The organism is Sodalis sp. RH14 (assembly GCF_047324285.1).
Lineage (GTDB): Bacteria > Pseudomonadota > Gammaproteobacteria > Enterobacterales > Enterobacteriaceae > Acerihabitans.
This window is the reverse complement of the sequence record NZ_CP178739.1, coordinates 3068488-3092137: the sequence shown is the minus strand read 5'-3', so window position 1 is coordinate 3092137 and position 23650 is coordinate 3068488. Positions and strand designations below refer to the sequence as shown.

Annotated in this window: 20 protein-coding genes; 10 read left to right on the top strand and 10 right to left on the bottom strand. The window is 56.1% G+C overall.

Annotated features, from left to right (window positions below):
• Positions 1–29: 29 nt before the first annotated feature.
• From asr to rstA, 3 genes are all read right to left on the bottom strand, one after another.
• Positions 30–371, bottom strand: a complete 342-nt coding sequence (gene asr / locus ACL2XQ_RS14095; protein ID WP_413722817.1) for an acid resistance repetitive basic protein Asr — start codon at positions 369–371, stop codon at positions 30–32.
• 241 nt (positions 372–612) lie between these two features.
• Entirely contained in the window at positions 613–1926 is a 1314-nt protein-coding gene (gene rstB / locus ACL2XQ_RS14090; RefSeq protein ID WP_410015161.1) for a two-component system sensor histidine kinase RstB, read from the bottom strand.
• Positions 1923–2648 (bottom strand): two-component system response regulator RstA, encoded by a 726-nt coding sequence (rstA, locus tag ACL2XQ_RS14085; RefSeq protein ID WP_410015160.1) that lies wholly within the window; start codon positions 2646–2648, stop codon positions 1923–1925. The genes rstB and rstA overlap by 4 nt, the downstream gene beginning before the upstream one ends.
• Positions 2649–2940: 292 nt before the next feature.
• Between rstA and ACL2XQ_RS14080 the strand changes: the two genes are divergently transcribed.
• Positions 2941–3366: a hypothetical protein gene (locus ACL2XQ_RS14080; RefSeq protein WP_413739345.1), complete on the top strand. Its 426-nt coding sequence runs from the start codon at positions 2941–2943 to the stop codon at positions 3364–3366.
• Positions 3367–3469: 103 nt separating this feature from the next.
• Here the strand turns inward: ACL2XQ_RS14080 and ydgH are convergent, their stop codons facing one another.
• On the bottom strand, positions 3470–4423 hold the full coding sequence (ydgH, locus tag ACL2XQ_RS14075) for a DUF1471 family protein YdgH (protein ID WP_410015158.1): 954 nt from the start codon (positions 4421–4423) through the stop codon (positions 3470–3472).
• 330 nt (positions 4424–4753) lie between these two features.
• On the opposite strand from ydgH, the gene pntA reads away from it, so the two are divergent.
• Positions 4754–6280 (top strand): Re/Si-specific NAD(P)(+) transhydrogenase subunit alpha, encoded by a 1527-nt coding sequence (gene pntA, locus ACL2XQ_RS14070; protein ID WP_413739344.1) that lies wholly within the window; start codon positions 4754–4756, stop codon positions 6278–6280.
• An 11-nt stretch (positions 6281–6291) separates the two neighbouring features.
• Positions 6292–7680: a Re/Si-specific NAD(P)(+) transhydrogenase subunit beta gene (gene pntB, locus ACL2XQ_RS14065; protein ID WP_410015156.1), complete on the top strand. Its 1389-nt coding sequence runs from the start codon at positions 6292–6294 to the stop codon at positions 7678–7680.
• Positions 7681–8298: 618 nt separating this feature from the next.
• Here the strand turns inward: pntB and uspE are convergent.
• Positions 8299–9252, bottom strand: coding sequence for a universal stress protein UspE (gene uspE / locus ACL2XQ_RS14060; RefSeq protein WP_410015155.1), 954 nt, complete (start codon positions 9250–9252; stop codon positions 8299–8301).
• A gap of 141 nt (positions 9253–9393) precedes the next feature.
• Positions 9394–10146: a fumarate/nitrate reduction transcriptional regulator Fnr gene (gene fnr / locus ACL2XQ_RS14055; protein WP_331119250.1), complete on the bottom strand. Its 753-nt coding sequence runs from the start codon at positions 10144–10146 to the stop codon at positions 9394–9396.
• A 207-nt stretch (positions 10147–10353) separates the two neighbouring features.
• Between fnr and ACL2XQ_RS14050 the strand changes: the two genes are divergently transcribed.
• The 7 genes from ACL2XQ_RS14050 to ACL2XQ_RS14020 all read left to right on the top strand — a co-directional run bounded on the left by ACL2XQ_RS14050 (position 10354) and on the right by ACL2XQ_RS14020 (position 18873).
• On the top strand, positions 10354–11262 hold the full coding sequence (locus ACL2XQ_RS14050) for an L-lactate dehydrogenase (protein WP_413739343.1): 909 nt from the start codon (positions 10354–10356) through the stop codon (positions 11260–11262).
• 143 nt (positions 11263–11405) lie between these two features.
• Positions 11406–11966, top strand: a complete 561-nt coding sequence (gene smrA / locus ACL2XQ_RS14045) for a DNA endonuclease SmrA (RefSeq protein ID WP_410015153.1) — start codon at positions 11406–11408, stop codon at positions 11964–11966.
• Between the two features lie 17 nt (positions 11967–11983).
• Positions 11984–12760 carry a trans-aconitate 2-methyltransferase gene (gene tam / locus ACL2XQ_RS14040; protein WP_410015152.1) on the top strand — a complete coding sequence of 259 codons (777 nt, stop codon included), beginning with the start codon at positions 11984–11986 and terminating at the stop codon, positions 12758–12760.
• Between the two features lie 315 nt (positions 12761–13075).
• On the top strand, positions 13076–16345 hold the full coding sequence (locus ACL2XQ_RS14035) for a hypothetical protein (protein WP_413739342.1): 3270 nt from the start codon (positions 13076–13078) through the stop codon (positions 16343–16345).
• Positions 16346–16412: 67 nt separating this feature from the next.
• The gene (locus tag ACL2XQ_RS14030) at positions 16413–16817 is read left to right on the top strand and encodes an antitoxin Xre-like helix-turn-helix domain-containing protein (RefSeq protein ID WP_410015150.1); all 405 of its coding nucleotides are present in this window, start codon (positions 16413–16415) and stop codon (positions 16815–16817) included.
• The gene (locus ACL2XQ_RS14025; RefSeq protein WP_413722821.1) at positions 16811–17524 is read left to right on the top strand and encodes an RES family NAD+ phosphorylase; all 714 of its coding nucleotides are present in this window, start codon (positions 16811–16813) and stop codon (positions 17522–17524) included. The genes ACL2XQ_RS14030 and ACL2XQ_RS14025 overlap by 7 nt, the downstream gene beginning before the upstream one ends.
• Before the next feature lie 626 nt (positions 17525–18150).
• Positions 18151–18873 carry a hypothetical protein gene (locus ACL2XQ_RS14020; RefSeq protein WP_413739341.1) on the top strand — a complete coding sequence of 241 codons (723 nt, stop codon included), beginning with the start codon at positions 18151–18153 and terminating at the stop codon, positions 18871–18873.
• Positions 18874–19642: 769 nt separating this feature from the next.
• On the opposite strand, the gene ACL2XQ_RS14015 is transcribed toward ACL2XQ_RS14020, so the two are convergent.
• The 4 genes from ACL2XQ_RS14015 to ACL2XQ_RS14000 form a co-directional block, all read right to left on the bottom strand.
• Positions 19643–20503 (bottom strand): GHMP kinase, encoded by an 861-nt coding sequence (locus ACL2XQ_RS14015; protein WP_413739340.1) that lies wholly within the window; start codon positions 20501–20503, stop codon positions 19643–19645.
• 35 nt (positions 20504–20538) lie between these two features.
• Entirely contained in the window at positions 20539–21618 is a 1080-nt protein-coding gene (gene cobD / locus ACL2XQ_RS14010; protein ID WP_413739339.1) for a threonine-phosphate decarboxylase CobD, read from the bottom strand.
• Positions 21619–21720: 102 nt separating this feature from the next.
• Positions 21721–22452 (bottom strand): uroporphyrinogen-III C-methyltransferase, encoded by a 732-nt coding sequence (gene cobA / locus ACL2XQ_RS14005; protein ID WP_413722825.1) that lies wholly within the window; start codon positions 22450–22452, stop codon positions 21721–21723.
• Positions 22442–23650 (bottom strand): acetate/propionate family kinase, encoded by a 1209-nt coding sequence (locus ACL2XQ_RS14000; RefSeq protein ID WP_413739338.1) that lies wholly within the window; start codon positions 23648–23650, stop codon positions 22442–22444. Before ACL2XQ_RS14000 ends, cobA begins: the two co-directional genes overlap by 11 nt.

The window sequence follows — 23650 nt, the reverse complement described above, 5'->3', positions numbered from 1 at the left end:
CGTTAAACCAGGTTCAGGCGCGGCGCATCTTATGATGCAGGGGTCGTGGTGGCAGCGGCAGCGGCCGGAGCGGCTTTCTTATGCTGCACTTTTTTCACGTGTTTTTTAGCGGCCTGGGCAGTCTGCGCCGGAGCGGCTTTCTTCACTTTCTTCACGTGTTTTTTAGCGGCCTGGGCAGTTTGCGCAGGGGCTGCTTTTTTCACTTTCTTCACGTGTTTCTTGTGAGTAGTCGTGGTGGTTTTAGCCGGTGCAGCGGTAGTCGTGGTGGTGGTCGTCGCGGCAGGAGCGGTAGTCGTAGTGGTATCGGCGGCAAACGCAGCGGTGGACAATCCCATGGCGGCAGCAATAACCAGTGCAAGTACTTTCTTCATTGTCAAATCCTCAGAATTGCGGTTTCTATTTACAACCCCGATTCGGGGCCGGTGAAGACACAATAAGGATTTAACGCCGCGTTGTCCGTGAGTGTTTGGTTTCGGCGTGTAACCGAATGTACAGGCGGAGAAACAAAGAGGTACCACTCTCGCCGCTGTATTTTAGTTACAACATACAATTACGTGTATCCATCCACCAACTCAGCCACGGATATCTTCTGACATCCCGCGGCCACGCAGGTTACAGCGGGCTTTTCAGCGCCAGCGGGTCGCGCGCGCCCTGGTTTACCGGCCAGCGGTATAAAAAGCTGGCCCCGCCGAGCGGGCTCTCGTTCACCGCCACCTGGCCTTCATGCGCCAGGGCGATGGAGCGTACGATCGCCAGACCCAGCCCGCAGCCGCCGGTGCTGCGGTCGCGGCTGGGGTCGAGACGGACGAAAGGCTCGAACACGCGCAGGCGCTCATCCTGGGGAATGCCCGGCCCGTCGTCGTCAACCTGCAGGAAGCCGTAACCTCGCTCGATGCCGAGCCGGACCATAACGGCTTCCCGGCTGTAGCGCAGCGCATTATTCACCAGATTATCCAACACCCGTTCCATTAGCCGCGCATCGACCTGGCCGAAATCGCCGGAGGCGGTGATTTCCTGGCCGATAATACGTTCCGGATGCAATAACCTGATGTCCTTGAGTTTTTCCGTAAGCCAGGCGGGCAGGTTCATGGGAGCCAGGTTAAGCGTGACCTGGGGCCGGTCGAGCCGGGCGAAGGTTAACAGCTCATCAATCAAGCCTTCCAGCTGGCTGACATCATGATTCAGCCGTTCCTGTTCCGCGGTGGACAGCCCTTCGCTCATGGCCAATCGATAGCGTAGCCGCACCAGCGGAGTGCGCAACTCGTGGGCGATATTATCGATAAGCTGTTTTTTACTGGCGATCAGGGTATTAACATTATCCGCCATCTGGTTGAAGGCTACGCCGAGACGCAGCAGGCTTGATGCGCTGTCGAAATGGATGCGTTCTTCCAGGAACCCTGCGCCCAGGCGCTGCGCCGCCGTTTCCAACCGCAGCATGTCCTGCCAGTGCGGCCGCATCCAGATAAATACCGGAAACGCCAGGGAGAGTCCGATAAAGACCAGCAGCGCCAAATCCAGTAACCGCATTTCATGAATAAAAAACAGATAGGGTATGGGGCCGACCGCCAGCACATAATTACTGCGCGGTATGCGCTGGATAAAAGTGTATTCATCGTCCAGGGCGACGATTTCGCCACGTCTAAGGCGCAGATCGTCATGGGGATTCAACTGGTACTTTTTCAGCGGTTCAATATGCAATTGAAACGACAGGTTAAGATCCAGCTTATTGATGGTTTTATTCCAATCGCGCGGCGGCGTGGCGCGCAGCTCGTTGCGCAGCAGATAAATCGAGCTTTTCATCAGGTCGTCCATTGATTTCCTGCCGGCGCGTTCGGCCGTCACCTTATACACCAGCCCGACCAGTAAGGTCATGACCAGAAAACAGACGAACAGCAGCAGATAAAATTGAATGAACAGTTTCCTCATGACCCGGCGTTCTCCCACGCATTCGGTGCGAACAGGTAGCCTTTATTACGCACGGTTTTAATCCGGAACGGCTCCAGCGCGTTGTCATGAAGTTTTTTCCGCAATCGGGAAATAGCCACGTCGATGCTGCGGTCCAAACCGTCATAGCTGACGCCGCGCAGGTTTTTGAGCAAAGCCTCGCGGTCCATAATATGGCCGGCGTGGGTGGCCAACTCCCATAGCAACTCGAAATCCGAGGTCGAGAGCAGGATGGTTTCGGTCCCTAAAATCACCTCGCGATTAATCAGATCGATGCTCAACTGGCCGAAGTGCAGCACGCTGCCGGTCGTGGCCGGCGTCTGCGCGGCGGGGCGCGGGATAAGCGTATTCTGCCGCAGGTGCAGGCGCAGGCGCGCCAGCAGTACCGCCGGCGGCGTCGTTTTAAGGATATAATCGTTGGCGCCCATCTCCAGCGCCAGAATATGATTCATATCGCTGTCCAGGGAGGTCAGCAGCACGATCGGACCTTCGTATACCGGGCGTAGATCGCGGCAGATGGTCATGCCGTCCTTGCCCGGCAACAGGATATCCAGTAGCACCAGGTCGGGGTTAAGCCGGGTTATCACCTCCTGCGCCCGGTCGCCGCGGGGTTCTATGGTTACCTCGAAGTCATGTTTGCCTAGCCACGCGGCAATCAGGTTGCCGACCTCGGTATCATCTTCAACAAAAACGATCGTGTTCATAACGCCAGTAATCTGCTTAAAATAGGTGAAGGTTATCGGTAGCCGCCATGAGCATACCGCCTGTATTGATGTTGCGCCATCGGATAAGCGTTAATGGTTTTTACCGGTGCGATTTACCGGCGGCCGAACCGCGGCGGCGATAAGGGAGGACCGGCGGCACAAAATTTTACCATTAAGTGATGGGCGCATCTGGCGCTGATTCGCCTATTATTGATCGCGATATGCTATAATAATCGCCACTTTTTCGAACACGGGCATTCAACTTCGGTTGGTCACGAGAGGAACGGGCTAGATGGCTAATCATCTGCGTGCGACGGCCGGTCAAGGCGAAAAACTCTGCTTTGATTATACGAATTATCTTTCGGCTAGTTGCAAAAAACGCTGGAGTTTCATCGACGCGATTTATGGCGTAATGCCCATCTTCGGCATTGTCACTAAAACCCCGCAGAAACATGTCCAAACCCGGCAGGAGCAGTTGAAGGCCCTGGCGCTGCAAGTCCTGTCCACCCAGGTCAATGATGAAACCAATGTCATCAGGCTGATTGCCCTGGCGCAGCAGCAGGGTATCGGTCGCTTTGATATCAAGCTGCCGTATTCCTTGGATAGCGCGCAGCTCGGCGCAATCCAGCAGGAATTTGGCGAGCAGCTGTTGCTTAACCAGCATGACGAGCGTTTGTCCGTGGTGCTGCCGCTGTTAAGCGAAAATCCCGCCGCCTGAGGGCGGCCAAAAAAAATGGGCAAGTTTCCTTGCCCATCGCGCTGCGCGTCATTCTTATTGTCCTGCATTACGGCCTGCCAACGACATGCCGCAAGCAGATTCGCTATTTAAACAAATCGGCGCTGACGGTCAGGTTGCCGCCGCTCTGGTTTTGTTCCCATTGCCGGGTAATATGATAATATTTGGCGCCTTTTTTCGCGCCGAGCCGGGCGACTTCATGCGCCACGTCGGTTGAACTGTTGTAATGGCCGGTGAAGGTCACGGAATCGAAAGGCACCATCTGCGCCGCGGTGATTTTATTGACTTCCTGCACTTTGGTGCCGTCGGGTAGCGTTACAGTGTAACGACCGCCGGTGGTGGATTGCGTTTCATAGAACCGGCCGACGGTACGACTCGGTGACTCGGAGGAAGCCACCCCGGGAATTTCGACCTTGGCGGCGGCGGCGCCGCCGGCGGCCAGCGCGGCTTTACCCGCCTGCGAATCGGCGGGGATGGCGTCCGGGCTTTGCACTACGCGCTTGGCGGCGTCGGCTTTGTACACGTAGGCGGTAACAAACTGATTGCCGCCTTCGTTGGCGTCAATTTGGCGCACGATAAAGAATGAGGCCGCGCCCTTGGCCTGGGCGGCTTTGGAAATGGCGTCGTTGATATCAGGCTGGCTATGGAAAAAGCCTTTTACGCTGACGGTGTCATACGGTTCCAGCAGGTTGGCTTCCTGGCGCGGCAGTTCTTTTACGCCGTTAAAATAGCGGTATTGGGTTTCCTGCGAGGCGGCGGGGGCGTCCTTATGATACAGGTCCGCGGTGACGCGCCAGTTGCCGCTGTTGTTGGCGTCGTTAATGCCCTGGATATAATAGGCGTAGGCGCCTTTGGCATCGGCGCGGCGCGAAATCTCATCGTTGGCGTCGCCAATGGCGTTAAACCGCCCGGTAATCGTAATCCGGTCAAACGGCTGCAGACTGGCGGCTTTTTCCGGCGTCAGCTCTTGGGCTGCCTGCGCGGATAACGCCGTCAAAGTGAGTAACGCAGAGACCAAAAATGTGTTCTTCAGCTTCATAAAAAATCCTTTCGACAAACGCTTTCAGGCTAAACATGCTGAACTGTTGATGTATAACAGATTAGCTGGCGATTATGGCATGTAATAATGGTGAGTGTCTCAGCAATTTATGTCACTGTGAATAACAATTGCTTGAGCAGGGGCAAACAGTACGCCAATTTTAGGGGAAAATGCTGTTTGTCCGCACAAAATATAGACCGCTGAAACTATTTTCAGTAGGTTATTGTGTGGCTCTTGTAGGGTGATCCCAGGGTCTACCGTATGACACATTTGACTTTTGGGTCAGGATGACGGTTATCTTCAAAAAAAACGGTTAAAAAAGGGAAAGCTATGCGTATTGGTGTACCAAAAGAACGCCTGGCCAATGAGGCCCGCGTTGCCGCAACGCCCAAAACGGTAGAGCAGTTGCTCAAACTCGGCTTTACCGTGGCGATTGAAAGCGGCGCAGGCAAACTGGCCAGTTTTGAAGACGCGGCCTTTCTGGCGGCCGGCGCCTCTGTTACAGATACCGCCGATGTCTGGCAATCCGATATCATCCTCAAGGTCAATGCGCCGCTGGATGATGAAATCCCGCTCATCAAACCGGGCAGCACACTGGTCAGTTTTATCTGGCCGGCGCAGAATCCTGCGCTGCTGGAAAAACTCAGCGCCAGCAAGATCACCGCAATGGCGATGGATTCGGTGCCGCGCATTTCCCGCGCGCAGTCCCTGGACGCCCTGAGCTCCATGGCCAATATCGCCGGTTACCGCGCCATAGTGGAAGCCGCCCATGAATTCGGCCGTTTCTTCACCGGCCAGATTACGGCGGCGGGTAAAGTACCGCCGGCCAAAGTGATGATTATCGGCGCGGGCGTCGCCGGGCTTGCCGCCATCGGCGCGGCGGGCAGCATGGGCGCCATAGTGCGCGCCTTCGATACCCGTCCCGAAGTCAAGGAGCAGGTCCAGAGCATGGGTGCGGAATTCCTTGAGCTGGATTTTGAAGAAGAGGCGGGCAGCGGCGACGGTTATGCCAAAGTGATGTCTGAGGCGTTTATCAAGGCCGAAATGGCGTTGTTCGCCGCCCAGGCGCAGGATGTGGATATCATTGTCACCACCGCGCTAATCCCCGGCCGGCCGGCGCCGAAGCTTATCACCAAAGAGATGGTCGCCTCGATGAAACCGGGCAGCGTGATTGTCGACCTGGCCGCGCAAACCGGCGGCAACTGCGAGCTGACCGTGGCCGATACCATTACCTTTACCGATAACGGCGTGCGGATTATCGGTTATACCGATCTGCCGAGCCGTTTGCCGACCCAGTCCTCCCAGCTCTACGGCACCAACCTGGTCAACCTGCTGAAACTGCTGTGCAAAGAAAAAAACGGCGAGATCCTGGTGGACTTCGACGATACGGTCATTCGCGGCGTCACGGTAGTCAAAGACGGCGAACTGACCTGGCCGGCTCCACCGATCCAGGTTTCCGCCCAGCCGCAGAAGCCGACCGCCGCTCCGCTGCCGAAACCGGTTGCCAAACCCAGTTCGCCGGCCCTGAAATATGGCCTGATTGCGCTGGCGATTATTTTATTCGGCTGGCTGGCCAACGTGGCGCCGCGTGATTTCCTGTCGCATTTCACCGTGTTTGCCCTGGCCTGTATCGTGGGTTATTACGTTGTTTGGAACGTGAGTCACGCGTTGCACACGCCGCTGATGTCGGTAACCAACGCTATTTCCGGGATAATTGTTGTTGGTGCGCTGCTGCAAATCGGCCATGGCGGATGGGTGTCTTTCCTTTCCTTTATCGCCGTGCTGATTGCCAGTATCAATATTTTCGGTGGCTTCACCGTGACTCAGCGCATGCTGAAAATGTTCCGTAAAAATTAAGGGGTAAACCCATGTCTGAAGGATTAGTGACGGCGGCGTATATAGTTGCCGCTATTTTATTTATTTTCAGCCTGGCGGGGTTGTCCAAACACGAAAGCTCACGGCAGGGCAATCTGTTTGGTGTCAGCGGGATGGCGATTGCGCTTATCGCCACCATTTTTGGCCCCCACGCCGGCAATGTCGGCTGGATCATCGTCGCCATGGTGATAGGCGGCAGCATCGGGGTTTACCTGGCGCGTAAGGTCGAAATGACCGAAATGCCCGAACTGGTGGCCATCCTCCACAGCTTTGTCGGCCTGGCCGCCGTCCTGGTGGGCTTTAACAGCTATCTCGATCATGGCGATATCATCAATGCGGTGATGGAAAATATCCATCTGACCGAAGTGTTTTTAGGCATCTTTATCGGTGCGGTCACCTTTACCGGTTCGATTGTGGCGTTTGGCAAACTGCGCGGTAAAATTTCCTCGCGCCCGCTGATGTTGCCGTACCGCCATCATATGAACCTGGCGGCATTGGTCGTGTCGTTCCTGCTGCTGGTGCTGTTTGTCAGGACCGAAAGCGTCGCCCTGCAATCCATCGCGCTGCTGCTGATGACCATTATCGCGCTGGTGTTCGGCTGGCACCTGGTGGCTTCCATCGGCGGGGCCGATATGCCGGTGGTCGTGTCGATGCTGAACTCCTATTCGGGGTGGGCGGCGGCGGCGGCGGGTTTTATGCTCAGCAACGACTTGCTGATCGTGACCGGCGCCCTGGTAGGGTCATCGGGGGCGATACTGTCCTATATCATGTGTAAAGCCATGAACCGCTCGTTCCTGAGCGTGATTGCCGGCGGGTTCGGCACCGACGGCTCCGGCGGCGGCGAAGAAACCGAGATGGGCGAATATCGCGAAACCACGGCGGAAGAAGTGGCCGAGTTGTTAAAAGGCTCGAGTACCGTCATTATCACCCCCGGCTACGGCATGGCGGTAGCGCAGGCCCAGTATCCGGTGCATGATATCACCGCCAAGCTGATTGCCCGCGGCATCAAGGTCCGCTTCGGCATCCATCCGGTGGCGGGGCGTTTGCCCGGACATATGAATGTGCTGCTGGCGGAAGCCAAGGTGCCTTACGATGTGGTGCTGGAAATGGATGAGATCAACGAGGATTTCAGCAGCACCGACACCGTGCTGGTGATCGGCGCCAACGATACCGTTAACCCGGCGGCGCAGGAAGATCCGCGCAGCCCGATTGCGGGGATGCCGGTACTGGAAGTGTGGAAAGCGCAGAATGTGATCGTGTTTAAGCGCTCCATGAACACCGGCTACGCCGGGGTGCAGAATCCGCTGTTCTTCAAGGAAAACACCCAGATGCTGTTTGGCGATGCCAAGGCCAGCGTCGAGGCGATCTTGCGCGCGTTATGATGTGATGGGATAGTGCCGCGAAGGTTTCGCTTGCTCGGTGTTTTATGGTGCGCCAGTGAAGGTTTCGCTTGCCATCCGTTGGGTGACTATATGCTTAGCCGGGCGCAGGCAAGCGATAAGGAGGGCCATACGCCTGGCCCTCCTTAACCTCCGTGCGTCCGGCAGATCGCGCGCCGCTGCGCGGTCCCTGGCTTCACTGCATCACAGCTTTGGACCGTACGGGATGCGCTCCAGGCGCAGCCCGTCCTTTCGCCGCTCCCGGCGGCTCATCCAGCCGTGATTTGCAAAGCCAGCGCACTCTATGCCGGATCAACGTCAACACCATAGTCTGCATGACATGGTGTTTTTTATTTATGGAAGCAGGCATGTTTCGGGGAAACTATCGACTGTCGGTATCTTGATGCAACGTCCCGTCCACCAAGGCAACAGCAACGCAATTTCTGCATAAATGCAATGCGTAAAGCGACATTTAACCCGGCATAAAGCGCGCTGACGGCGCCAATGACCCCGGCACGAGCCGCCGGGAGCGGATCGAGGCCCGGTTGCGCCTGGAGCGCATAACCGGGCCGGTGCATAACGGGAGCATTGGCGGCATAAGCCAATAACCCACGCCGATCTTTATTCGTACTTATCGCCGCCTTCCAGCGTCACCGGCGAGACATAGTCGTCCGGCTTGATAGCCAGCAAATCGCATTTCAGATGATCGATCACCAATTCGGTGGTATTGCCGATGAACGCGGCGGAAAACCCGGTGCGGCCGATGCTGCCCAGCACCACCACACCGGCATCCAGATGCTCGGCCAGATCGGGAATGACTTCCTCCGGCAGGCCTTTTTCCACATGGGTGAATTTTTCATCCAGCTGGAATTTCTGGCGCAGGCTTTTCATCGCGATCAAATGCTGGCCGCGAATGGCGTCGTTATAGACGCTGGGATCAAAATCCGGCAGTTCAATGGCGATATTAATGGGCGTGACCGGGTAGGCGCCCACCAAATGAACCTCGGTCTGGTTCACCTGTTTCGCCAGGGCCAGGGTTTCGGTGACCAGCTTGATGTTCAGGGGATCGTGATACGGCTCCTCGCCGGAGAGATTGACCGCCACCAGCGCCTTGCCGCCTTCCGGCCACGGCTGATCCTTCACCATCCAGACCGGGCAGGGGCATTTGCGCAGCAAATGCCAGTCTGTCGGGGTAAATATCACTGATTCAAACCTGTCGTGCTGATGGGCCATTTTCAGCACCAGGTCGTGTTTATGGGCGATGACTTCCTGGATAATGGCTTCGAACGGACGGTTATGCCACACCACCTTGATTTCGATGGGCACGCCGCTGCTCAAGTAGTGCTGGCACTGCTCCTCTATCCAGGCGGTACGCTGGCTGATGACGCCCTGGCGCATCGCGGTGCGTTCGTCGGGGGAGAGCAGCGTGGTCATTTCGTAGGAAAAATCATAGATGGGCAGGAAGGCTTTGATGGAACCGCCCAATTGATGCACCAGATACACGGCCCGGCGCAGGGCGGGCTGATCATCCTGGTTAGGATCGATTGCGACTAATAAATTGCGATACTTGGCCATTAAGAGACTCCTTCATTTCTGTAATGCCACAGAATGTTAAAATAAGAGTAACTCATTGGAACAATCACGGACAGAAGAGAAGTGAAGCCGGATCAATAAAATAGAAAATTATGTCCCCGGCCGGAGGCTAAATGCTTGTTATCAACTTACCTTTTGCGGCGTGCCGGCCAGCTCCGACAACGCTTCGCCGTCTTCAATGGTGATGTATTTACCTTTCACCGCCAGCATGCCGCTTTTCTGGAACCGGCCCAGCAGGCGGCTGATGGTCTCGACGGTCAGGCCGAGATAGTTGCCGATATCGCCCCGGGTCATGGTCAGGCGAAATTCACGGGGTGAGAAGCCGCGCTGGGCAAAACGCCGCGACAGATTATAGACAAAAGCCGCCAGCCGTTCCTCGGCGTTCTTTTTAGACAGCAGCAGGATCATATCCTGATCGCCCTTAATTTCGCCGCTCATGAGCCGCATCATCTGCTGGCGCAGGTTGGGCATCTTGCCGGACAGGTCGTCGAGGGTTTCAAAGGGGATCTCGCATACCATCGAGGTTTCCAGCGCCTGGGCGAAGCTGGGATGCTGGCCGGCGCCGATGGCGTCGAAGCCCACCAGATCGCCCGCCAGATGAAAGCCGGTAATCTGCTCGTCGCCCTGCTCGGTGATGGTGTAGCTTTTGATGGTGCCGGAACGGATGGCGTAGAGCGATTTAAGCTCGTCGCCGGCCTTGAACAGCGCCTGGCCCTTCTGAATGGGTTTTTTGCGCTCGATGATATTGTCGAGCTGGTCCAGCTCGTGCTCATTGAGGGTAAAAGGAATACATAATTGGCTGATACTACAATCCTGACAGTGGATCGCACAACCGCCAGACTGGATTCGTCTGATAATACGCTTTTCCTGGATGATCATATCTCGCCGCTCATGCATTACTTGATTTGGGTCAATTTTACCATCATTTGGTGTCGATGATAAAGTGTCCAGCGACCCTGGTGCACATTTAGCTAAAATATCCCGGGCGCGGGGGACATTTTGCCGGTGGGTTTTGCGTTTTAAAAGGTGTAAGGTAAAAAAAACACGGGGATGAAACACCTTTAACATCAGGGGATAACAGCTATGGGGCGGACAGTGGGCATTATCGGCGCGGGCCATGTGGGGGCCGATACGGCATTTTCCCTGGTGACCCAGGGACTGTGCGATGAAATCGTCTTAATCGACATTAATGAGGCCAAGGCGCGCAGCCAGGGGCTGGAACTGCGCGATATGGCGTCCCTGGTCGCGTCCAGGGTGCATATCGTCGTTAATGATTATGCCGCTCTGCAGCGGGCGCGGGTGGTGGTCATGGCGATCGGGCCGACGACCCTTTTGCGTGAAGACCGGATGGAAGAGCTGGTGGAAACCAGCGCCACGGTCTCGCAGGTGGTGCCGCGCATCATGGCGAGCGGTTTTAGCGGCGTCATTATCAGCATCACCAATCCCTGCGACGTGATTGCCGCCGTCATCCAGCGGGAAAGCGGCCTGCCGGCATCACGGGTGTTCGGCACCGGCACGTCGCTGGATACCGCGCGTATGAAAAGGGTGGTCGGCGAGTTTTTCGCGGTGGATCCCAAAAGCGTCAGCGGCTACGTGATGGGCGAACACGGCGAATCCCAATTTGTCGCCTGGAGCACCGTGCGCATCGGCGGGCTGCCGGTCAGCGAATGGGCCGGCGATAAACAGCCCGATCTGGCGGCAATGAAAGATCAGGTGCGCGCGGGTGGCTGGGAAATTCTGCAGGGCAAGGGCTGGACCAGTTTCGGCATCGGCACCGCCACGGCGCGGCTGGTGGACGCGGTGCTGTCCGACGGGCAGACCGTATTCCCGGTGTCGGCGTGGGATGAGCGGGAAGGGGTGTATATCGGCCAACCGGCCATCGTCGGGGCCGGGGGCATTGAGCGCACGCTGCCGGTGACGCTGGCGCCTGAGGAACAGCGGGCCTACACCGCGTCGGCCAGGGTGATCGGCCGCGCCTTCGCGTCTCTCTGAGCGGCCGCCGCCGTCGGGGAGGAAAATAGACCGGCCGTGAAATTACGCCGCCGCCGGTCTATAGTAAACCGGTACTGCAAGTGATGTGTGACTGATTAACACCAGGGCGAAACCGGTCGCCCCGGTAAGCGCGAGTGACAACAATGACCTGTAATGATGAAGATCTGTTTAAAGAGGCCATGGACGATGTCAAACCGCTAAAGGATCCGGCCAACGTGGTTTTCCTGCGGCATAAACCCCCGGTGGCGAGGCGCCGGCCAGACGACGCTGTCGATAATTTCCTTGTCACCGCCCTGCATGACGTCATCCCGCTCGATCTTCCCCTGAGTTATAAGCGGGACGGCATTCAGCAAGGTGTGCTTGATAAGCTGCGCGGCGGCCGCTATCCCATCGAGGCCACCCTGAACCTGACCCGCGCGCCCGTGGAGACCTGCCGGCTGAATCTGTTTGCCTTTATGCTGCGCCTGCAACGCGCGGGCGTGCGCACGGTATTGATTATTCACGGGAAAGGGCGTAATCACGACAGTCATGCCAATATTGTGCGCAGCTTCGTGGCGCGCTGGCTGGCGCAGTTTGACCAAGTACAGGCGTTTTGCAGCGCGCAGGCCTGCCACGGCGGCGCCGGCGCCTGCTACGTAGCGCTGAAAAAATCCGACATTGCCCGTAGCGAGAACCGTGAGCGTTTTGCCCGCCGGGGGCGTTAATTGATGAGGACCGCGCCATGACAGATTGGAATCCCACCCTTTACCGACAATTCGAGGCGGAGAGAACCCGCCCGGCGCTTGAACTGCTGTCGCGCATTCCGCTGACGTCGCCTGCGCGGATAACGGATCTCGGCTGCGGCCCCGGCAACTCCACCCAGGGGCTGCATGAGCGCTTTCCGCAGGCGGTGATAACCGGTATCGACAGTTCGGCCGCCATGCTGGGCAACGCGCGCGCGCGCCTGCCGCAGTGCCGGTTCAGCCAGGAGGATATCACCGCCTGGCGGCCGGACGCCGCTCAGGACATTATTTACGCCAACGCTTCGCTGCAATGGGTGCCGGACCATGAGACCCTGTTTCCCCGGCTGTTTTCCCTGACGGCACCGGGCGGCTGCCTGGCGGTGCAAATGCCGGATAACCGTGAGGAGCCCAGTCACAGCGAAATGCGGCGTATCGCTCAGGAAGCGCCCTGGCGGCAGCATATCGGCGATGCGGCGGGTATCCGGGTAAAGATAGTAAGCGCGCGGGATTATTATGATCTGCTGGCGCCCGATGCGCTATCGGTGGATATCTGGCGCACCACCTATTTCCATGTCATGCCGTCGGCGGGGGCGATCGTGGAATGGCTGCGCGCCACCGGCCTGCGCCCGTTCTTGGAGCGGCTGGACGATGCGCTGCAGGCGTCGTTTATCGCACGCTATCAACAGGCGCTGGTTAACGCTTATCCGGCGCGCGCCGACGGCAAGGTATTGCTGGCGTTCCCGCGCCTGTTTATCGTCGCCATGAAGCGGGTTTAAGCCCCTGCAAACCGGACGTGCGGCGGCCCTTCCCGCGCCGCAACATGGCCGTTGCCGTTGCCGGCGGCATTCCCGCTCCTGGTATCCGTCTCTTCCTCCTATTCCGCAGCGCCTATTTATTGTCTGTTATATGCGCATCGAGACCGATAAATACAGAAATTAGCAAAAAATTGAGATATTGATCAAATTATTTCATTAGCACTTGCCAATGCTAACGCTGATAATTACCGGCGCGAATTCTGGCGCAGTCAATATGCAGTTTCCTTGCGCTAATAATAGAGTCGGTTAATAATAATCTCTAACATAGGGAGGGTTATGAAATATGTAGATAATACATATCCTTGTTATAAGGATAATGTGGATGATATATCTGAATCATTTGCCATAAAATTCTGCCTGTCTAAAAATTCTACGTTGCGGCGTAATTTTCAAACCGCGAGAAATGACGGTGAAAAATTATCATTGCAATATGCATCGATTCCTGATGCTTTAAATGCCGTAAGCGGAACAAAGGAGAACGATCCCCCCTTAGCGACATTTATGCTACGTCGTACGAAAGCGTTACCTGATATAAACAGTGAGTCTGATCTTGTGCTTATAAAAAGCACGTTGCGTTATGATCTCGCCGGCGCGGATTATGCGCTTGATGCCGCCCAGTATGTTTATAGCGGTTCCCTGCGCGATGGTTTCTTTTTGCAGCAAGGCATAACCCTTGACCAGGAAGGGAGGATAGTACTGGTAAAAGGCAAGCAAAAGGATTTTTTCAAAGGCGCCTGGCAGAAGGTCAAGGGGACGAAAAAATTTTATATTGCCACGGTTGATTTTAAAGACCATGACGACCTGCGCTTTGATCGATTAATCGTCAATGATAAGGGCAGCCTGATAGGGAAAAAAAAAGGCGCGGCCGATTATTATAAATTAACGCTGAGTACTGACAGCACCACGACTACCCTCGACGTCAATGCCGGATTCGATGCCTGTTTCAATATCAGCATTTTACTGAAAAAATTGCCGCAAGCGGGACGGATGCCGGATGATCTATGCTTACACAGCCATGATCGGAAGACGGTTGAATTGGTCTTTAAAGAGGGCAGCCTTTTTCTGGCGATCCCGGCACAGGGTTACGATCACACCCGGGGCCGCCGGGAGATAAAACTCCGGTTACCCCTATCCGGGGCAGTTAACATTTTATCCGCTTGCCAAATACTCAATAGGGTTAAGCTAACGGTGAATCACAACGGGAAATTAAACGTTTTTTACCTGGATGCCGACCATGTGGATGCCGTGAAGGCCACTATCAGGCATTTAAGCCAAAAACCGCCGCAGAATTTTTCGTCAGGCTCCGGAAACAACCCCTATGATAAGGTATTTTCAGGCCAGCCTTTTACCAACTACCGCTGGGGAAAATTCAGCAGCCGGCGGATCCCGTTATTGGCTAAAACCATTGATAATTTCAGGGTGAGACTAAAGCGCGCCAGAGCATTGAACTACCGTGGCGATCGCAGACGTGCCGGTATCGCACTGGCGCAAGCGGTGGACCCCGGGGTACGATGCCTGGCGCAAACCCTGACCAGAAAAATCGCCCAGCCCCCACGCGTCGCCGCGCCACAAACCGGGACTCATGCCTTCACCCGTGAGTTCGGCGAAATAAATAAGTTCGTAAATAATAAAGGAATGAACAAATTATTTGCTTCTGCTTCCTCTTATCTCAGCGCTAAGGAGGATATCACCGACAAAATAAGATACACCTTATCCTTGCTGGGAAAAAATGAATCGATTTCCCTGAACAAATTGTTCGATGCTTCTTTTTTTCTCGGTATCGCCGCGGCCGGACTGCCTTTTATGCCCGGCTGGTTTACCGGCGCCATGGTCCGGTATAGCCGGGGGCAATCGTTAACGTTGACCAAAAATGACAACGGAAGTATCAAATTAAATTATAACAAAATTAATTATAAGACATTAATTGCTATTCTAGGAACCGGCCAAGGTTTAGAAGAGAATGGTAAATTATTAAATTATAATAATATTGATTTCTCTACGGTATTGCCCTTAGAAGCGAATGCCATACTGGTGGCTAACAAAAACGCGCAATTTAATTTTAGTATCGATGTCTGCGAACAGGAAATCGGCCTGCTGCTTGACGCTATTTTTATTCCGCAAAGCGCAGCCCTGCATCGCGAAGAGCATCTCGCACCTTATTTCGCGAAATTGATCCGGCAAGCGATAACCAAAACCTGCCGCGGCCAGGGGGCAACCCTGCTGCTGGAAGCCAAAAGCGAGCTGCGGGCACAGGTGGGTTTTATGGCCGATCCAAACACCTTTATGGTGCTGCCGCGCACCGCCTTGGGGGCAGGCGGCGCGGTAAATATTTTTGATATCAATAAGCAAACGGATGAGGTCACCACGTATTTTTCCGGGCAACCCGTCAACGACAGGCAGGTTAACCTGCAGCAAAAATACCTCGGCTTCTCCTTATTTTCTTATCAGGAGAGCAAAATTATGCCCATTGCCATGACACCGGCACCGGGTAATACCCTGCTGTGTTTTCCCTTGCCGTTAACCGAGGAGCTCAAGCAGACGCTGCCCGTCACCCGCAATGCCGCGGCCAGACATTATCGCCTGGACGGGGCGACGTTGAAAATTGAGTCGTCCCCCCTGATTACATTGCCCGCAGGCAACGCTGAAACAGGGCGGGAGCAGGAAGCGGAGCCGGCGTTTAACCTGATAGCCAACGAGCTTAACTACGTGATTGCCGGCTTTTTGAAACGATTGCCGAAACACGTCGGCGACCAAGTGGAATCGCTAAGCAAAATCCTCAAGAATGCCGTCGATCGCTTCCACGGTTATCAAAGGATAAAAGCGGGGGAGGAGATCAGTACGTTTATTGTATCCCCGGGGGACTATAAACAGAATCTGCGGTTATTTAATCAGCAAAAAACCGCGGAAGTTATTATCTATCCCCCTGCGCAAAAGCCCTTTTACCTGCGGCTGAAAAAGTCCTTGCGACCTTGGACCATGAATACCACGCTTGGCGAATATTTGCTCGTTAAAAAGAAAGACCCGGGCTGCAATGCGGGCCAAGGGCAGGGACAACAACTCCATCTATACGATATTATTCACGCCGTCGAGGACTATGCCGCCCGAAGCAACATCGACAGTTTAGATAAACGTTCCGCGGTGAGGGCAATCGCGACTTATACAATCCAAAAGAAGGTGCTCCGGCAGATTTATGATGAATTTATCATTGCGCTCAATCAGATGATGTCGGCGCTGGCGGCCGATAAAAGCTACGATCCGGCCCTCAAGCGGCTGGAGCATCTTGCCGATAGCTGCAGCCTGCAGAACGCGGGGACCAATCCGCTCTTCCAGCTTAATGATATCCAATTGGTCAGGCAGAATACGCTGGCATCGCGTGTCGGCACCGTGCCTTGTACCTTACTGAATGTGGCCGCCAGAAATGAATTAACCTATACCGCCTCGCTTGGCACCATCAGGTTTATGTACCGCGATAAAGAGGTATTTCCTCATAGCTTAACCCTATCGCTGGATATCCTGCCCGATCTGTGGTTTCAGCGCCCGTCATAGTCTTTAGGTAGACTAATATTGATAATTGGTCCATAATAATACCAAGACGACAGCGGAGGGCTCAGTAATGGTATTGCCGCACAAATTACCGTTTAACGACGAGAAACGTCATGTCGCCGCCGTTGGGCTTAAAACGGTGATGGCTATCCTTGATAAATGGGGGTGCACCCCTGAACAGGCGCAGGCCATTTTGCAGATCTCAAAAGCGTCCTTTTATAAATTCAGGAAAGATCCGGCCGCAGCCCAGCTGACCAACGATCAATTGGAGCGTTTGAGCTACCTGCTCAATATCCACGCCTCGCTGCGCACGTTATTTGAAAACCCCGAAAACGTGTATGGTTTTATGGCGCTGAACAACCATAATCCTTATTTTAGCGGGCGCAGGCCGCTGGATATGCTCAGCACCGGCCATTTCGGCACGTTATACGAAGTCCATAAACAGCTGGACGCGCTGCGGGGGGGGCAATGGTAGTCACGGCCCCACCCAGACTGCCCGCCCTGGAGATCGCGCAACAGCGCGGCTACCGGCTGATTACTTCTAAATATCCGCCGATCGCGTTATTTGAGGATGTGGCCGACGAGGCAGAGTTCGACATCCTTTATGCGCTACAGGCATTGACCAACCCCAGGCTGCAAAATGAAACCGGCGACCTGGCGTTTTTGGCCGCCGGGGAAATTCCGTTCGGCATTGCGGGCTGTTCCTACGCGGTAGCGCCGTTTACCCATGTTAATCCGCTGGGCAGCCGTTTTTCCGACGGCACGTTCGGCATGTTGTATCTTGCCGATGAGATGGCCACCGCCCTGGCGGAGGTGGCCTATCACCAGGAGCGCTACTGGCAGTTTATCGATGGACTGAAATATGATCGCCTGGTGATGCGCGGCCTGGTGTTTATTTTCGATCCGGCGCCGGCTTACGACGCGCTGGTGCTGCCGCTTGCCAACGTGGTCTATGATCCGCTTAGCTATACCGCCGCCAGGGAGCTGGGGCGCTCTTTGAAAGCCAATGGATGTGCTGCGCTGCGCTATCGTTCGGTCCGCCGGCCGGGAGCGGTCTGCTGGGGACTGTTTACCCCGAAAGGAGTGAAAAGCGTCCAGCAAAGCGCGCATTATGAGTTTATCTGGGACGGTAAACGGATCGCTAAAATAGATCGCATTGTGTCCACCCAGGCGCTGAGGTAACGGCGTGGGTGTAAAGGCATCGTTGGCGGGTAACATTAATCCGCGCCGCAGGCGTCAGATGGCCACGAATAAACCTGTTCCGGCGTAAAACAGTTAAGCGGTTCCGATGCTACGCTTAATATATTGTCAAAGCCCACGGCAAAAATATAAAAATCATGGCGTGTGTTCGGGGAAAGATAACAAATTGACACGGATGTCTCATCGCCGCGGGTTTGTGCTATCCAACCCCCGGGAAACCCCGCGTGCAATGCGCGGTAATAGGCGGTGGGCGCGCCGCCCTGGCCAGCGTCCCAGGTTAAAATAGCGGTGGTCGCGGTAAGTATGGCGAGATTCAGGTTTACGGGAACCGCCGGGCGCAAAAATACAGGGGCATTGCGGTCTAGGGAAAATTGATTTTGCATTATAATACCCTCAATGTTCACTATTTAAATGTTGGCTTATCATTATGATTATAGCTAAAATGCTGGATTGAGTTTTTCCCCCTGTCATCAATTTCAATTAATGATCTTTATTTATTGATAAAGTATAAAATTAATAAAACAAACCCATTATTGGTTTGCCTGTTTTTGCTGCCCGTTAAACGGGCAGCTGGGAGGGTGTTATTTAGTAGTAAATTAATATCGTTGATGTTCACCAGAGGGACGCGGCGGATAATAAGGCGGGCGCGGCGGCTCGCAAGGCTGATGCGGCGGATAATAAGGCGGGCGCGGCGGCTCGCAGGGCTGATGCGGCGGATAATAGGGCGGGCGCGGCGGCTCGCAAGGCTGATGCGGCGGATAATAAGGCGGGCGCGGCGGCTCGCAATGCTGATGCGGCGGATAATAAGGCGGACGCGGCGGCTCGCAATGCTGATGCGGCGGATAATAAGGCGGACGCGGCGGCTCGCAATGCTGATGCGGCGGATAATAAGGCGGGCGTGGCGGCTTGCAAGGCTGATGCGGCGGATAATAGGGCGGGCGCGGCGGCTTGCAAGGCTGATACTGTGGATAATAGGGCGGGCGCGGCGGCTCGCAATGCTGATGCGGCGGATAATAGGGCGGGCGCGGCGGCTTGCAAGGCTGATACTGTGGATAATAGGGCGGGCGCGGCGGCTCGCAATGCTGATGCGGCGGATAATAGGGCGGGCGCGGCGGCTCGCAATGCTGATGCGGCGGATAATAGGGCGGGCGCGGCGGCTCGCAATGCTGATGCGGCGGATAATAAGGCGGACGCGGCGGCTGGCAATGCTGATGCGGCGGATAATAGGGCGGACGCGGCGGCTCGCAGTGCTGATGCGGCGGATTATAGGGCGGGCGCGGCGGCTGGCAATGTCGGTGCGGGTCGCATCCCGGGCGCGACGAACCCGGTAACGCATTCGTGAAAAAGTGAAAAGGCCGGTTGAGCCTGCTCGGTGTGCCGTCGTAGCCTATGCCAACAATAAATATAGTATAGAAGGTATAGGGGTATAAATCGGTAAGAAAAAGTCTATGGGGAAATCCCGGAATGTATTTTATGACCACATTTCTCTCACTGTCGAAAATCTGCCAATATTGAACTGGCGCGCCTTCGCTAATATCCCAGAGTATCGTGACGGTAGTTGACGTAACGTTTTCTAAATGTATATTTACCGCTGTTGATGGGGGGGCTAGAGTGGGTTGATTGCAATTACTTACAAATGAATTTTTCATGTATAATTCCTCGTTATAATATGTGCGATTTCATAAAATATGAGTATTTTTCAATTAATATCTCGTCGTTGTTGAAATGGATGGGATAATCAATTTATCAATATAAAAATTGCGATAGTAAAAAAACCTGAAAAAAATTTATTTCACTGGCGTCGCCTCCAGGGATGCTGCCCGGTGTCCCTGTCATATTCTGGCTTATTAACTGCAACGGGAATAATCACTTCCTTATATTGCTATCTCAAATTATATTTGAATCTTATAAATGAGGGCGATGAACTTATATCTTTCAAGAAATATCGGCAGGTCAGCCCTTCGTTATAGGTTGAAAAATAAAATTAATAAACATTTTATCAAAGCCAGTAAAATATAATCACATAGGAAGTAATACTAAGTATATTGCCTGGTATGAAGTAGTCAATTGCCTAATAGGGCATGTTGTTTTTTGATAGGGCTAACGCACGCCGCCCGCTACCAGGCGCGTAATATGCTGGCGGGTGTAGTGGCGCAGGAGGCCGGTTTCCGCCAGGGCGGCCATAAGCCTGTCGGTGTCATGTGTCCTCGCATTGAGCAGCAGGCCCACCACGGTGCCGCTGTGGGCGACGTTCAGGCCGTAGAGATCCTGCTGTTCCACAAAGCGCAGCAGCGTCTCGAACCCGGGTTTCGGCAACAGCGCATTACGCGCCCGGGCGCTGAGGGTGGCGGCGGCGCCCAGCTGGCCGGGAGAGTGCGCGACGCAGCTTTGCTGGAACAATAGCCAGGCATTTTGCAGCGGCTGCGCCTGCGCGCGAAGCTGATCATCGTGAATTTGCTGATGTGACGCGGCGGTGGTAAGCGTATGCGGGCTTTCCAGGATAAGGATATCGAGCTGGGGCAACCAGTGATGGGAAATATGGCAGGTGCCCCGGCGGTGGTCAAACAGCGTCAGCGCTTTAAATACCGTGCTGTCGGTGGGCTCCAGCCGCAGGCAAAGCCGCGCCAGGGTCATTTCATCAAGCTCCCGCCCAAGCCAGCGCGCGGTGGCCACTGCCGTGGCGGCAATATCGGCGGTGCTGCTCGCCAGCCCCTTGGCGATGGGAATGGTGGACCGGCGCTCGATGCGCAGCGGCGGCACGTCACCGGGATTGACACCAAAATGCTTGATAACCTGATCGAGCATGCGCCGGCTGAGCGGGCGTTCATCCGCCATAGGCGGCCCCGCGCGCACTTCCACCTCGCTAAACCAGTCGATAGGGCAGGACACCAGCTTTTCGCCGCCGTTAATCCAGCCCTGCAGCAGCTCGCCGCAGGAAGCGGGGCAGCGTGCCTCAGCCATGGGTATACCACGGGCCGCTGGAATGACAGCATTGTTTAATCATGGGCAAACACCTTGCGCAAGGCGTCGAGCAGGCGGCGATTATCCGCCTTATCCTTGATAGCCACACGATAATACTCGCCGGACAGGCCGGCATAGTTGGCGCAACTGCGGATAAGCAAGCCCTTTCGCAGCAGCAGACCCTGTAAATCAAGGCCGGGGCGCAGGCAGCGAAAAAAGATAAAATTGGCCGCCGGCCGCCAGACCTTGAGCGCGGGCAGGGCGTGAAGTCCTGTAAACAGGTATGCCTGCTGCTCTTGCAGCCATTGCCTTGAATCACGCTGATAATCCGCATCGTCCAGTACCACTTCACCGGCCAGCGCGGCGAAGGCGTTTATGGTCCAGGGAGGGCGGCGTTCGCGCAACCGCGCCACCGCCTGCCCGTCGCTGCTGACCATATAGCCCAGCCTCAGGCCGGGGATGGCGTAAAATTTGGTCAGCGAACGCAGAACAAATACCGCAGGCAAACCGGACAGGCTATCAATCATACTGACGCCGCCGGGGATGAAATCCATAAAAGCCTCATCCACCACCAGCGTAATCGCCAGTTCGCGGCAGCGCAGGGTGATGGCCTGCATAAGATCAGGTTCAATCAGCTGGCCGGTGGGATTATTGGGCGTGCAGAGAAACAGGCAGTCGATGCCGGGGCCGAGCGCCGCCAACAGGCGCGGGTCGGGGAGAAAATCATCGTGCTCCGCCAGCCGATATTCCCTGATGCGGCAGTCCATGCCCTCCAGGGCGAGCCGATATTCGGCGAAACCCGGGCTTAACAGCAGCACGGTTTTGCCGCGCAGCAGGAACGCAAGATCATAAATCAGCTCGGTGGCGCCGTTGCCCGCCAGGATCCAGGATGCCGGGCAGCCATGGTGCGCGGCAAGCCTGGCGTGCAGCCGGCGATAAAGCGGATCGGGATAGCGCTCCGCCAGCGCCCACGTTTCGGCCAGCGCCCGCCTGAGGCTAGGCGGCATGCCGAGCGGATTGATATTGGCGCTGAAATCCACGATCGAGGCTTCATCCACCCCCGAGGCTAACGCCATGTCCAGTACGTTGCCGCCGTGCTGATTGGCTTGCGCCATAAATAACTCCCTGCAGATCTATCGGGTTGGCGGCAAGGCCATGGACGCCGCGCAGCCAATGATATCGCCAATATTATATAACAGGCGGCCGCGCCGCCGTCATCATAACGATTGCAGCAAGGTCAGCGCGGCCACGTCGCCGATGACAATCAGCGACGGCGCCGCCATTCCCGCCCGCGCGCTTTCTTGCGCAAGCGTGCCGAGGGTGGCCAGCACGGTGCGCTGTTCCGGATGGCTGGCGTTCATTACCACCGCCGCCGGCGTATCCGCGTCCCGGCCATGGAGGATAAGCTGCCGGCAGATATCCGCCAGCCGCGACATACCCATCAGGATAATCAGCGTGCCGTCCAGCTGCGCCAGCACCCGCCAGTTATGCGGATCCTTGCCGTCGCGCAGGTGCCCGGTGATAACATGAAACGAGGAGGCGAAGTCACGATGGGTCACCGGGATGCCGGCGCGCGCCAGCCCGCCGATGGCCGAGGTAATACCCGGCACCACCTCGCAGGTAACGCCGGCGCGCACCAGCGCCTCGGCCTCTTCGCCGCCTCGGCCGAAGACAAAAGGATCGCCGCCTTTCAGCCGCACCACCTCGCGGCCCATATTCGCCTGTTCGATCAGAATGGCGTTAATCCGATCCTGCGGGATCGGGTGGTGATCGGCGCGTTTGCCCACGTCGATCAGCACGCAGTGCGCGGCGGCTTCTTTCAGCAGCAGGGGATTGACCAGGCGATCGTAGACCACCGCGTCGGCGCGCTTCAGGCAGTCCAGCCCCATCACGGTTATCAGCCCGGGATCGCCCGGACCGGCGCCCACCAGCCATACCTTACCCGACATGTTGCACCTCTTTTGGTTGCGCCAGACCGACACGCATGACATCGCGGGCGATCATCAATTCTTCATTGGTGGGGATCACCGCGACGATAACCGGCGCGCCGTCCTGCTGGATAAACGTGGCGTGACGCTCGTTTTTGTTTTCGTCCACGCGGATGCCCAGAAATGCGAGATTACGGCAGATTTGCCGGCGGATACCGGCGGCGTTCTCGCCGATGCCGGCGGTAAAAATCACCACATCCACGCCGTCCATTTCGGTTGCGTACGCGCCGATAGCGCTGCGGATGCGATCGGTGAACATGGCCAGCGCCAGCGTCGCGCGATGATTGCCCGACTCGGCGGCGCTTACGATATCACGACAGTCATTGGAGATCCCAGAGACGCCCAGCAGCCCGGACGCGTTATTCATGATCTCAAGCAATTGTTGTGCAGATTTATTTTCGCGTAAGGCGATAAACGGCACTATCGACGGATCGATATCGCCGCAGCGCGTGCCCATCATCAGTCCGGCCAGCGGCGTAAATCCCATGGAGGTGGCGACCGACCGGCCGCCGTTAATGGCGCAGATGCTGGCCCCGTTGCCCAGATGGCAGGAAATGATGCGCAGGTCCCTCCGCCCCAGCAAACCGGCGCAGGTTTCGGCGATGTATTTATGGCTGGTGCCGTGAAAACCGTAGCGGCGGATGCCGTAATCATGGTAATAACGGTAGGGCAGCGGATAAAGATAGCCGGCCTCGCTGATGGTCTGGTGAAAAGAAGTATCGAACACCCCCACGCAGACCGCGTGCGGCAGACGCCGCTGGAACGCGCGGATACCCTTGGCGTTAACCGGGTTATGGATAGGCGCCAGGGCGCCGAGTGCGTCGATTTCCTCCAGCGCGGCGGCGTCGATAGGCGCGGAATCCTTGAAATATTCGCCGCCGTGGGCCACCCGGTGGCCGACGCCGTCGATATGCGCCAGGGAGTCGACGATGCCGCGTTGCAGCAGGGTATCCAGTAAATACTCCGCCGCCTGCTGGTGATCGTTAAGCGCTACGTCGGCCTGATGTTTGCCCCCGTCCGCGCGCAGGGTAAAGCGCGCGCTGCCGCTGCCCAGCCTTTCAAACAGCCCCTTGGCCAGGGTGATTTCCTCCGGCATGGCAAATAATTCGAACTTAAGGGACGAGCTGCCGGCATTCACCGCCATAATAAGGTGTGTCAT